Annotated in this window: 12 protein-coding genes; 10 read left to right on the top strand and 2 right to left on the bottom strand. The window is 57.0% G+C overall.

Annotation, left to right across the window (positions count from 1 at the left end; translation table 11 throughout):
- Window positions 1-105: 105 nt before the first annotated feature.
- The gene (locus ACQY46_RS05960) at window positions 106-822 is read left to right on the top strand and encodes a 2OG-Fe(II) oxygenase (protein ID WP_428699357.1); all 717 of its coding nucleotides are present in this window, start codon (window positions 106-108) and stop codon (window positions 820-822) included.
- Here the strand turns inward: ACQY46_RS05960 and ACQY46_RS05955 are convergent.
- Both ACQY46_RS05955 and ACQY46_RS05950 read right to left on the bottom strand, forming a co-directional pair.
- A protein-coding gene (locus ACQY46_RS05955; protein ID WP_428699356.1) for an IS5 family transposase occupies window positions 819-1,627 on the bottom strand; the annotation gives its coding sequence in 2 pieces (ribosomal slippage) (window positions 819-1,250 and window positions 1,253-1,627; 807 coding nt in all). The genes ACQY46_RS05960 and ACQY46_RS05955 overlap by 4 nt on opposite strands.
- A 421-nt stretch (window positions 1,628-2,048) precedes the next feature.
- The gene (locus tag ACQY46_RS05950) at window positions 2,049-4,010 is read right to left on the bottom strand and encodes a ParB/RepB/Spo0J family partition protein (protein WP_428699355.1); all 1,962 of its coding nucleotides are present in this window, start codon (window positions 4,008-4,010) and stop codon (window positions 2,049-2,051) included.
- Window positions 4,011-4,661: 651 nt separating this feature from the next.
- On the opposite strand from ACQY46_RS05950, the gene ACQY46_RS05945 reads away from it, so the two are divergent.
- From ACQY46_RS05945 to ACQY46_RS05905, 9 genes are all read left to right on the top strand, one after another.
- Window positions 4,662-4,937 (top strand): hypothetical protein, encoded by a 276-nt coding sequence (locus ACQY46_RS05945; RefSeq protein ID WP_428699354.1) that lies wholly within the window; start codon window positions 4,662-4,664, stop codon window positions 4,935-4,937.
- Window positions 4,934-6,337, top strand: coding sequence for a His-Xaa-Ser system radical SAM maturase HxsB (gene hxsB, locus ACQY46_RS05940; protein WP_428699353.1), 1,404 nt, complete (start codon window positions 4,934-4,936; stop codon window positions 6,335-6,337). The genes ACQY46_RS05945 and hxsB overlap by 4 nt, the downstream gene beginning before the upstream one ends.
- Complete coding sequence (hxsC, locus tag ACQY46_RS05935; protein ID WP_428699352.1) at window positions 6,334-7,425, top strand: His-Xaa-Ser system radical SAM maturase HxsC; 1,092 nt, start codon at window positions 6,334-6,336, stop codon at window positions 7,423-7,425. Before hxsB ends, hxsC begins: the two co-directional genes overlap by 4 nt.
- Entirely contained in the window at window positions 7,425-8,000 is a 576-nt protein-coding gene (hxsA, locus tag ACQY46_RS05930) for a His-Xaa-Ser repeat protein HxsA (RefSeq protein WP_428699351.1), read from the top strand. The genes hxsC and hxsA overlap by 1 nt, the downstream gene beginning before the upstream one ends.
- Window positions 7,975-8,373: a TIGR03982 family His-Xaa-Ser system protein gene (locus tag ACQY46_RS05925; protein ID WP_428699350.1), complete on the top strand. Its 399-nt coding sequence runs from the start codon at window positions 7,975-7,977 to the stop codon at window positions 8,371-8,373. The genes hxsA and ACQY46_RS05925 overlap by 26 nt, the downstream gene beginning before the upstream one ends.
- Window positions 8,351-9,598 carry a His-Xaa-Ser system-associated MauG-like protein gene (locus tag ACQY46_RS05920; RefSeq protein ID WP_428699349.1) on the top strand — a complete coding sequence of 416 codons (1,248 nt, stop codon included), beginning with the start codon at window positions 8,351-8,353 and terminating at the stop codon, window positions 9,596-9,598. The genes ACQY46_RS05925 and ACQY46_RS05920 overlap by 23 nt, the downstream gene beginning before the upstream one ends.
- A gap of 138 nt (window positions 9,599-9,736) precedes the next feature.
- Window positions 9,737-9,952 (top strand): hypothetical protein, encoded by a 216-nt coding sequence (locus tag ACQY46_RS05915; RefSeq protein WP_428699348.1) that lies wholly within the window; start codon window positions 9,737-9,739, stop codon window positions 9,950-9,952.
- Between the two features lie 78 nt (window positions 9,953-10,030).
- Window positions 10,031-10,681 (top strand): thermonuclease family protein, encoded by a 651-nt coding sequence (locus ACQY46_RS05910; protein WP_428699347.1) that lies wholly within the window; start codon window positions 10,031-10,033, stop codon window positions 10,679-10,681.
- A 209-nt stretch (window positions 10,682-10,890) separates the two neighbouring features.
- Window positions 10,891-11,601: a hypothetical protein gene (locus ACQY46_RS05905; RefSeq protein ID WP_428699346.1), complete on the top strand. Its 711-nt coding sequence runs from the start codon at window positions 10,891-10,893 to the stop codon at window positions 11,599-11,601.
- Window positions 11,602-11,914 lie beyond the last annotated feature (313 nt).

The following is an 11,914-nucleotide window of genomic DNA, read 5'->3' as shown; positions in this document are numbered from 1 at the left end:
TTCCCTAATTTCTAATTATATTGTCGGTTCTCGCATCAGACCAAAATATTTGATATTTGTATAGCTCATCCGGAGGCAAAGAATCAATCTGAAGGACGCGTGTGAATGACAATTGAACTGCGGCAAGATTTAAACATTGATTGCCTGCGCGAGGCACAGCGCGAGCGTCAGGTATTGTCGGTAAAATCGTTTCTCGAACCTTCGTCCGCTGACACGCTCAGCCAGTTGCTCAGCGACCATCTGGAGTGGTCGGTCAGCGCGGTCGATGAAGCCCGGGTACCAATTTCAATTTCGGCTGCTGAATTCGCTTCGAATTCCGAAGCTCGAAGCGCTTTTCTGATGCGAGCCGATGCAGGCGATCCCAACCGCTTCCGCTATTTGTATGGCAGCTACCACTTGATGCGCTTCCATCAGGAAGGGCGCGACGTGGGTTGCCTGGACAGTCTGGTAAGTTTCCTAACTAGCCACGCGTTCGAGGACGCGGTGAGTCGAATCTTTGAACTCGACGTCTCCAACGCCGATGCTCATCTAGCGAGTTACGGACCGGGCCATTTCTTGAACCGTCATACAGACGCAGTGGCCCCGCTAAATGGTCGCCGTCGCGCGGTTGCGTTCGTGCTGAATTTTACCCAACATTGGCGATCCGATTGGGGTGGGCTGACGACCTTCTGGCCTCATCCCGGCGAGCCCGGCCAGACCTACACCCCCGAATTTAACAGCGCTCTCCTCTTTAGAGTTCCAATCGATCACTCGGTTGGGATAGTCGCACGGTCGGCACCACATCGTCTGAGTGTGGCCGGCTGGCTGCACGAAGGCGCTTAGGACACGGACTCATTATTCCCGATCCATAAGCGGATTGCAGCGAGTTTGATCAGGGCGAGATAGTTCTCGTCGTGCTTTTCGTAGCACGTGGCGATGGCACGGCAGTGTCTGATGCGGCTGAAGAACCGCTCGACGACGTTACGGAAGCGATACAGCCAGCGGCTGAAGGGAGGCTTGCGGCGTAGATAGGAGACCGGCTTGGCGCAGAGCCAGCCGCCCTGGGCCTTCATCTGCCGCCGCAATGCGTCGCTGTCATAGGCGGCGTCGGCCAATAGCACCTGACCCGGACCGATCCCGTCCAGCATGTCAGCGGCACTGCGGCCATCATGGGCCTGTCCAGCGGTGAGCTTCAGCTTCACCGGCAGGCCGGAGGCATCAACGAGAGCATGGATCTTGGTGGTCAATCCTCCTCGCGAACGCCCCATGCAGACGGTGCCGGATCATGCCAGACCGGCGGTCTCGGCGCCCCCTTTTTGGGCCGCCGCATGTTGCTGGCGTGCTGATGGACCTTGATGGAAGAGGAATCGACGGATTGCAGGTCGCCGTCATAGGCGGCCGAGACCGCCTTAAAGATGCGGTCCCATACGCCCAGCTTTCGCCAGCGTACGAAGCGATTGTAGCACGTGGTCGCAGGACCATAACGTTCTGGGATATTTGCCCAGGGCGAGCCCGTGCGCAATCGCCAGTAAATGCCGTTCAGCACTTTACGGTCATCGACCCGCGGCACACCGCGGGGATTATTGGAAAGCAGCGGTTCCATGATCGACCATTCGAAATCGGTGAGTTCGTAGCAACGTTGAGACATGCCGAAACTCCTTTCGGAGCTTGAATCATTCTTCGCCGCGAACCGTTACCCATTTATGAGTTTGTGTCCTAGTCTATCGCAATGCCGCCTTCAGCCGGCCCATGATCATAATCCGATGGTCGCTTGAAATGTCATGAATGGCTTCTGTCCCCTTGCGGTATGATGCAGGATTAGGAACGTTGCAGGACTCAGCATGTCCGTTTTCGAGAACTTGCAAGTGCCGGTCGAACGACCAATTTGAGCGCGCGTTGCTGCCAAAGCCCGCTGACCATGCGAAGGGCAGTTTTCTTGGTCTAGCCGCCCGAAACCTGCCAGTCGCCTTCTCACCCCAATGCAGACGGTCGAAATTCGAAAAAATCATAGCATTTTTGTTGCAGATCGCTCCGCCGGACCTCCGTCCGGCGGAGCGAAAATTTTCGCGCTATGCCGCTTTGCCGACATCGCCGCAATCATCGAGATCGGGGCCTTCGACTTCGGCGGCGTGGTCGTCCTCGGCACCAGCCTCACGACCCGATGACTTCGGTGTCCAGTCCGGCGTGATGGGCCCTTCGAAGCGGGTGGTGTAGCCCCTCGGCGGGAAGGCCATGTAGGGCGGGGCCCACTCCCCTGCCTTGACCTCGCCGGTGCGGGTCCCGTTGAGGCAGTCGGCCACGATCTTCTTCTGGATTTTCGCGGTGGAGAGCGCATGCGCTCCAGCGGTCACGTCTCCGGCCACTTCCCGCACCATGGCGTTGATCGCCTGCTTGTCGCGCAGGAGATCGAAGAACACCTCGTCCGGTGTCCACCAGTTGCGCATGTCGGTGCCGAGCAAAAGCCCCAGCGCGTCCACCGTGCCGGTCTGCGCCTCCAGCGTCTCGGCCATGGCAAAGGTGAGAATGCGCATGACCGTGCTGTCTTCCATATGCATCAGGCTTTCGAAGATGCGGGCAAGACAACGGCCTTCGAGCCAGTGTCCCTGACCATGGAAGACCACAGGCCCGTCCCGCCGGACGATCTGGCTGTCACGGTCGGTTGCGGCCTCGCCCTCGTCGGTTTCAGCCTCCGCGTTTGCATCCGGCTCGGCTTCGCTGTCACCATCGGCTTCGCTGTCGCCGTGGTCACCATCATGCCCCGCACCGGCCTCCGCGTCCGTGTCGTCCAGACCCAGAAGCAGATGGATGCGGCGGCGTTCCTCGGCAAAGCCCTGTTCCGCAAGCGAGGCGGCAAGGCTCTCCTGAATGGTGGGGCTTGCCGCCTTCTGGCGGTCGGCCTCCAGCTTCCACAGGCCGGAGCCTGCGATCATGTGCGCAACCGTCAGCCGCAGGGCAATACGCGGATGGGCCAGCAGTTCGGTGCGCACCGCCGCATGCTTGTGCAGGCCGATATAGTTGTGCATCGGCTTGGTCAGCTCGCCCCGCGCCACGGTGGAGGGAAGCGGTGCGCCATCGGGCTTGCCGCCCTCGGCCTCCTGTTTCTGCCTGCGCCGCGCCTCGCGCTCGGGCAGGTAGCCTTCAAGGAAGCTCACCTCGCCGTCTGCGGTCATGGAGACATAGACCTTGCCGCCACGCGCTTTGGGGACCTTCACGTAGTCCCAGCGCGGCACGTGCTGGCCGATGTCGAGCACGACCACCGCCTCCCAGCCCTCGGCAAGATAGGCTTCGCGCCGCGCGGCAATGGCCGCATGTTGCAGGGACCAGAAGGCCTGCACATCGCCGAAGTAGCGCGCCTCGCTGAACAGGTCGGAGATGATCGGCCCCGTGTACTGCTCCAGATCGAACAGGGCATGGTCCAGCCGGATTTCTCCGCCGCCGAACAGCCAGCTTCGCAACTGCCTGCCTTGGGGCGCGTAGCTCTCCTTGTCCTTGAACAGCTTCCACCAGTCCTTTTGCTGGCGCGGCGTTGCCATGGTGAGGACGCGAAGCGTCTCGGCGCTGATCTCGTCGCGGCGATAGGCGTTGAGCACCGGTTCGATGATACCGGCAATCGCCAGCCGCTGGGTGACCAGCCGCTCGCTCACGCCGAAGCGCGCGGCAATGTCGCCGATCTCCAGCCCCTCGCCGCGCAGGGCGGCAAAGGCCTTGTACTGGTCGATCTCGTCCATCGGCAGACGGGCGATGTTCTCGGCGAGCGAGGCCTCGATCGCGGCGGCATCGTCTCCGTCCTGCATGACGATGACGGGCACGGGATCGGCAATCCCCTCTGCGGCCAGCGCTGTGAGGGCGGCCAGCCGCCGCTGTCCGGCAACGACCTCGTAGCCGTCCGCGCTAGCGCGCACCAGAAGCGGTTGCAGGATGCCGAGCCGCCGGATGGAGGGAAGCAGATCGGCGATCTCCTTGCCGCCCTTCTTGCGGACATTGACCCGCGAGGGGGACAATTGATCAAGGGTAAGGTGAATGAGTTTCATAGGTAGTCTCCTGTCGGTTAGGGGTTGAGGGCACGACCCCGAAGGGCCGCGCATGAACCCCCGGCCAGCGCCGAGCGTCCCCAGACCAACCAAACAGAAACATCGCCGCCGCCGACAGGCGGGCGGCGGCCACAAGGGACGGTCGTACCGAAAGGCGGTGCGGCCAAAGACGAACCGTGCAACGGCGCGTCATGCGGTCCGGGCCACACGGGAGACGGGAAGCTGAGCACCGCGAAGCGCACCCGGCGAAGGAGCGGGCCCGCCCGGACTTCGGCTATTGGCGGAGAGCTCCGCCGTCGGTGCAAGCTGGAACAAGGGGATCACGCGCGCAAACAGCGCGCAGAAGAACATCACTCAGGCGGCGACAGGCCGCCTGCCGAGCAACAAGCCAACTCCACTCACATGCCGGCCGCCTCGCGGCCGTCCACTCCCCGCCCAGGGATCGTCACCCGCATGGGCCGAAACCCGCAACGCACCGCCAAGGGGTTCGGTCGCGAGAGGCATCGCCCGAGCGATAGAGCCCGGTCCGAAGGAGGCGGACGATATCGCGGGGTAAGCGAAAGGGCTTATGGCCGCTAACGCTCCCATGACGCACAATGCGATATTCTTGACCATGATCGCGTTTGCTTTGAGTTCTTGGGGAATTGGCTGATGGAAATGTCTGACCACCCTTATCGCCCGGTGTTCTACATCGATGTCGCTCCGTCGCTGGCGGAGTATCTCGAGCCTGCTGCCGCGCGGCTCTCATATATGGAAGACGCATTCAGCCTTGAGATCGAACAATGCCGGGTGAAGGCGTTAGTCAAAACCGAGATTACAAAAGGTGAAGTGGAAAGAAAGCTGAACCATGCCCTCTATCGCGAGAAAATTCGTTCCGAGTCAGCCGAATTGCGCGGCAGATTTCTGCAAATGATGATTGAAACATGAATATCCTGCCGCTGAAATTCAGCGAACTCAACGAAGAAGATTTTATATTTTGCGATGATTCAGGCGCGTATTTCGTCTCGACGGAGGCATTTCTAAAACGCTACGCAGAAGGCTTTCTGCAAGAGAGCGATCAACAGTTCCTACTGGATGGAGGCCATGCCTTCCAACAGGAAGGCGACTACCGGTATCTTGGTTATGCTGCGCGGTGGGCGCGGCGCCAATTCAAACCTGGCGCCATGGACTATGTGATCATGGTCCCCACGCTACGCTGCAACTTGGCCTGCCACTATTGCCAGGTTTCCCGCGCGAACGAAAACGCGCGAGGCGTTGACTGGGACGATGAGACTCTCGCAGCCACCCTCACTTTTCTGGACACACTTGTTTCTCCCAAGATCAAGATTGAATTCCAGGGGGGCGAGCCTCTTTTGCGTTTAGACATACTGAACAAGGTCCGGAGTTTCTGCAGAGACAGGTTCCAAGAAGCACAGTTCATTGTTTGCACGAATTTGCAGGATGTCTCCGAGGAGGCGTGGGATTTTTTGAATGCGCCCGACACGTTGGTAAGCACCTCATTCGACGGCGACTTTTCCAAGCATAAGCAGCAGCGGACCTTTACCGATAGCGCGACACTCACGTTTCAGGAGAACTTGGTCCATGCGCTGGAAACGCTCGGGCCTGCGAAAGTATCTGTTTTACCGACCATCGATCCCGCGTCTCCTCCTTCACCCAGAGCTTTGATCTCCAATTTCGCTGCTCTCGGGATCCGATCCATCTATTTGCGGCCGGTCAACCATCACGGATTTGCACGCAAGCGTTTCAAGAACAACTCCTATGGGTGGGAAAAATACTACGACGACTTCATCGAAGAACTCATTGTTCACAATTTCAATACGGAAGAAATATTAGAAGAATTCTATCTAACTCACTGCCTCAGGCGGGTATTGCAGGCCGGTCACCACGGCCATGTTGACCTGCGGAATCCCAATTTCTTCGGGAAAGACTATGTCGTCGTAGACTACGACGGCACTTTCTACCCAACCGATGAAGCTCGCATGCTGCGGCGGATAGGTCATATTGACTTATCGATTGGCTCGGTCAGGGAGGGGCTGGATAAGCAGAAAATCGCTTCGATGAACGCGAACTCACTGAACAATTTCAACGAAGACTGTATTCACTGCGCCTTCCAGCCATTCTGCGGTACGGACATTGTCGACGAGATTTCGCGCTACAACCGCATCGATCTGCCGCGTCACGAAACATACTTCTGTCAGCGCCATATGTTCATTTTCAAGAAGATATTCTCACTAATCTATCGGGACGATTTGGCGACACGTCGCTCGCTCGCAGCCTGGCTGGATGTCCCAAACTTTGACCCCAGTCTTGCTGTGAGGCACACATGATCCCTCTCAGGCTTCGTACGGAACCGCCGCCCATCAGTCAGCCAATGGTCGTCCGCCTGCGCTCCCAGAAAACGGACGAGACGTTCTCACCGGACGATGATGCCGTCCTGGTCGACGAGCACTGGGGGTGGCTGGAATACGATGTCCAAGGATTTTCGCTTCGTATTGAACACAATGCCGGCGAGGACCTTGATGGTGACGTCATTCTCATGCTCCCCGGGCGCTCTACAGCGCATAGGCTTGTGAGAGCGCGGTCTCCGCACAATACCTTTCTTGTAACCGAGCGCTGCGATCAGCTTTGCCTGATGTGCTCACAGCCGCCCAAAAAACATCACCATGATTTATTCCCTCAGTTCAAGAAGGCGGCGCTCCTCTCGCCGGCCGGAGCTACGATCGGGATCTCGGGTGGAGAGCCGCTTCTTTACAAAAAGGAGCTGTTCGACCTGCTGCAGACCACACTGGATCACCGGGCGGATCTACGTTTTCACGTCCTGACAAATGCGCAGCACTTCGAAGACGAGGACCGCTTCTGCTTGCGGGATATGGCAGTCAGAAGCATTCTATGGGGTGTGCCGATCTACGCTCCCGATGCTTCCCTACATGACGAAATAGTCGGGAAAGACGGTGCTTTCTCCCAGCTTCTTAGATCTCTATCTCTCATGGCCCGGTTCGGGTTGCAGATCGAGTTGCGCACCGTCGTGACGAAAATGAACATCGAGAAGCTGCCGGATTTGGCGCGCTTCATCTCGACATTCTTGCCATACTGTTCGTCATGGGCTCTCATGCAGTTGGAGCCGATAGGCTTCGCCCGAAAAAACTGGGAGACACTATTCTACGACAATAGCGTCGATTTTGGGTCGATAGCACGAGCTGTTGATATCGCAGCCGCACGCGGCATTGACGTTAGTCTGTTCAACTTTCCTCTATGCAGTGTCCCGGACGATTACCGCCGGTTTGCATCGGTCACTATTTCCGATTGGAAGCAGAGATATCTCGAGATCTGTACCGATTGTCGACTGCGAGAGCGGTGCGGTGGCTTTTTTGAGTGGTATGATAAAAGCAGCGGTTTTTCGCGGTTGGGGGGATAATGAAGAAAACGGTGTTTCTGATCCCGTCACTTCTTGCGGCAGGCTTTGCATCGCCAGAGGCGCTCGCCAAGCCTGAGGATTGGTCATCGCCAGGTGATGAACTTGGGCCGTCGCTGTTCGAGAAGTTTCAGCTCAATCACATCTACACGCTGGCAGCCCATCGATCCCATTCAAGTCACCGATCGCATGGCAGTCACCGCTCGTCGTCGGGCGGCGGCTACACGCTTCCGCGCGTGACGCCCCCCGTCCGATCATTCACGTCACCGCCTGTTCAGGCTCCAATGGTGCCAAACACGTCGCGAAATCGCTCCAGCACGCCTCCGACGTCCGTTTTGCCCAGCCCGCCGGCTGCGGCGCTGAAAACACTTCCAGGAAATAGCCAGAAGTTTCAGCAGATTGTGACCCAGGTACAGCTCGCGCTGCTTGCCTACGGCTATTACACCGGTGCGATCGATGGAATCATTGGACCGGAGTCCAAAGCTGCCCTGTCAAAAATGCAGACCGATTACGGCCTGAAGGTCACGGGAACCATTACCCCGGAGGTGCTCGATGCGCTTCGCATTACGGCCAGGTAGTCTTGTTCTGTTTTTTGCGGTTTTTCTTGCGGGTATGGCGACTTCTTTGCTTGCCAAGCCGCTTTGGAAACTTGCGGTCATGGAAGCGTCGATGGAGGCCTATTCCGATCTCACCTATAGGTGTGATCAGGCGATGAGAGGGCATCTGATCGCTAAAATGACGGTATCCAGCGCCCCCTCGCAGGAGGCGGTCGACGGGCTGAAGGCTGCTGAGATCGAGCTCCTTGCGTGCCAGGACTACGATCTCATGCAAAAGCGATTGATCAGATGGGGCCTGACGGACAACGAAATAAGCGAGATGGCGTTGCTCGCGGTCGAAGCGCAGGCAGACACCTTGCAGGAAGTCGTTCGTGTTCACGAAATCCGTTATTAGCCTGTTGCTCGCAGGCTTCGCCGGTTTTGACATAAGCGCGGCGGACGCCCAAACGCTTCGGGAAAATGTTCTGCGCCAAGCGGCACTCGACGCGGGTTTCGTGCGCGCTGCGCAGACCCACATTCACGTCTCTCCCGATCTTGTCGCAGCAGGGAAGCTGGTTTTTCAAACCAAGAAGCTGTCGTTGGAAAACGAAATCGCCTGCGCATCCTGTCATCTGGACCGCTTTGGATCTGCCGACGGGTTACCGAATGCTGTTGGAACACGGGGACGTGGAGAGGGCGTCGAGCGTCTGATGAACGGTGGTGACATCATTCCCCGCAATGCGCTTCCCTTCTGGGGAAGAGGCGGCAAGGGATTTGATGTTTTTTTCTGGGATGGGCGTGTCGAGCTTCGTGATGGCGCTGTCGCGAGTCAGTTTCAGAACCAACCGCCGTCCAGCGATCCATTGTCCGTTGCCGTCCACCTGCCTCCCGTCGAAATCGGGGAGATGATCTTAGATAATGCGCAGAACGTAGATTTGCAGAACGAGAACGTGGATGAGGCTCAAAAGCTCTACGAACTCCTAGCCGATCGCTTGCGTAATGACCCCGAAATAGGGGCATCTCTGTCAAAGGCACACGCAATAGACCGTGAAAAAATTCAATTCACTCACATTTCTCAGGCACTGGCGGCATTCATTCGGCACAATTTTCGCCTAAAGACAACGAAGTTCCACAAGTTCGTTTTCGACGGGGGAAAATTGTCAGACGATGAACTAGAGGGCGGGCTCATATTCTACGGCAAAGGCCGATGCTCGGCATGCCACAATGGACCATATTTCTCAGACTTCGATTTTCACTCGATCCCGTTCCCGCAGGCGGGATTTGGGCGCAATGGATTTGGCGTCGACTACGGGCGCTATAACGTGACATTGGACGTTGCCGACCTGTTCAAGTTCCGAACGCCTCCACTCTACAACGTTACCAAGACAGCCCCATACTCTCACTCCGGCTCCATCTACGATCTGACAACTGCAATCAAAATTCACGTTGATCCGCTGGGCCCGTCAAGTACCGTCCCATCAGACTCGCGCAAACGATCTGATTTTTATCAGGTGATAAAGATTTGGTCGAATTCACCTCTCTCCGGCATCCACCTTTCGGACAAAGACTTGGGAAACTTGTCTGCGTTCCTCTCTTCTCTGGAGTTCGAGAGCGATGCTCCCGTGAAAGTCGATGATTGATATTACGCATTCTTCGCTTTTAGGTAGTCTCGATAAGACATTTTTTTACGTAGTTGCCCCATTGCCCGCCGGAACACGCAGCGCAATCACAAGCCATTCTTGAAAATGGCCCGCTGTCAGACGCAACAGGAGGATGCCATGGGGAAGAGATCCAGGCCGGAAGACGGAATCCGGTACGTCACCGATCATTTGAGAATTGCCCGTTTCGTCGCCGACCAGCAGGGCCTCGATTTCCTCGTCTATCTCATTGAGATGGCGATAATCGAAGGGAAATCGCACCTGCCGGAAGCCGCATTGGGCAACACACCGCCAGCCACTACAGCAGCCGCGCGGCTTGCCGCCAACCGCTCGTAGAAGTCTGTGCTTTGACGACGGCAGGCCGCGTTCCTAAACTCGGATCCCAGTTTCAAGAGTCGCATTTCAGGATTCGATATGAAGGCATTGTTTGCAGCAGTGTGTGCCGTGGCGGTGTCACCTCAGGCGCTTGCCGCCGATATCCGCGTGATCGATGGTGATACGATCGAGCTCAACGGCATCACCTATCGCCTTCACGGGATCGACGCGCCGGAGGTCGGCCAGTCCTGCAAGACGTCGCGCGGCAGCAACTGGGCTTGCGGCAAGGCGGCGGTCGAGGTGATGGAAGATCTCGTCCTTGGCGCATCGGTCATCTGCGAGCCCCGCGAGGAAGACGGTTATGGCCGAACCCTAGCGGTCTGCAATGCCGATGGTACGGACATCAATGCCGAGATGGTGCGGCGGGGCTATGCCTGGGCGTTCCGTCGCTATGTGATGGACTATGCCGCCCTGGAAGACCAGACCCGAGCCGCGCGGCTTGGCGTGTGGGAGGCGGAGAGCCAAACACCCTGGGACTACCGGGCCCAGAAGTGGAGCGTGGCCGAACAGCAGGCACCGGACGGCTGCCCGATCAAGGGCAACATCTCCAGCAATGGCAGGATCTATCACGCCCCCTGGTCGCCTTGGTACAGCCGCACCAAGATCACCGTCTCCAAAGGCGAGCGCTGGTTCTGCAACGAAGCGGAAGCTCTCCAAGCCGGATGGCGTGCTCCTTTTTGGGGACGCTGAGACCGCTTACGGAATACCGGAGATCTCGCGCAGGCGAATGCGACTTTCGCTTCTGTGACGCTCAGGCGAGATCAAAACAATTCAGATAATAAATGAAATAAATCAAAGCCATATAGCCGATGTAATTTGCGTGCATCCTCTAGTTATATTGCCATTTTTTATATAGTTTTGATTTACATCAGAAAATATTCTGATTAACGGAGGGGTGGATGGGACTATTAAATCTTACCGACAGCGAAAAGCGTGCCATCGCGGCGATCAACAGCGGCGAGCTTGATGAATTGATTGACAGCGCTATTCGTTTTGAGCGCTTTGGAGAACTCTCTCGCCTGCCGCTTCGCAACTGCGGAGAGTTCGTATCTGGAAGGCTCCGATACTTTGAAGAGGCCCTGGCAGCGTACCGAATTGCGAAGTCAGTCAAAAATAGAGAGGCCAAGCTGTACTCCGCGCGCAAGGCGGGTAGCGATCTCAGTTTCGCGGTTGATCAGATGAAGCAGAGGCTGGAAGTTGAAGAGCGCGAAAATCATCTATTTTATGTCTTTGATCCAGTATTCACTCCATTCAATCTGAGCGAAAACATGCATGTTCGTGTCAGTTATCGCTGGCGTCGACGGACCGAAGATGAATGGACATCCGGATCAATCCTCTTCAAATACAATGCTCGACCCCGTATCGACAATTATTGGCGCGATAAATCCAGACGAAAGCCAAGCGCGAAGAAGTTGGCGGACGACCGTGAGACTGATCTGCGTCACCAGTGGGAGCACCTTGTCCAGTTAGCCCATTGGTCGGTGCGCGACTATTTTCGTGAAGGTAAAGACGGCTTCGGTATCCCGGATATGTTCGAGATTAAAGTCAAAGAGGGCGGACATCTGAACAACTTTAGCGCGAATTTCTGGCAGCGTAAGCCTGACTTTTGAGTAAAATAAGGCTATATGAATTTTGGGTGAACCACGAAAAGCTGCGCACCAAAACCATGAAGTGCTTCATCATTGATTTCTCATAGTATTCGTTCTTCTGGTGAAGCCCTCGCAAGCTACCCAAATCACCAACGTTGGTGTGCCGGGAGGGATGCAACGGGAGGCGCGCAGCGGGCCTCCCTTGCCAAGATGCGTGTATGCCACGCACATCTTGCGTAACACGGAATAGGGGTTTCGCAGACCTGAGATCACCCGTGTAACGGATGTCGCCAGTGGGTCACGCAAGGCGCATATTCGGGTCGTCGTGCGTTAG

The sequence above is a fragment of the Stappia sp. genome (genome assembly GCF_965276915.1).
In the GTDB taxonomy this organism is placed as follows: domain Bacteria; phylum Pseudomonadota; class Alphaproteobacteria; order Rhizobiales; family Stappiaceae; genus Stappia.
The sequence above is the reverse complement of the archived record's forward strand: the minus strand, read 5'-3'. Positions and strand labels throughout refer to the sequence as shown.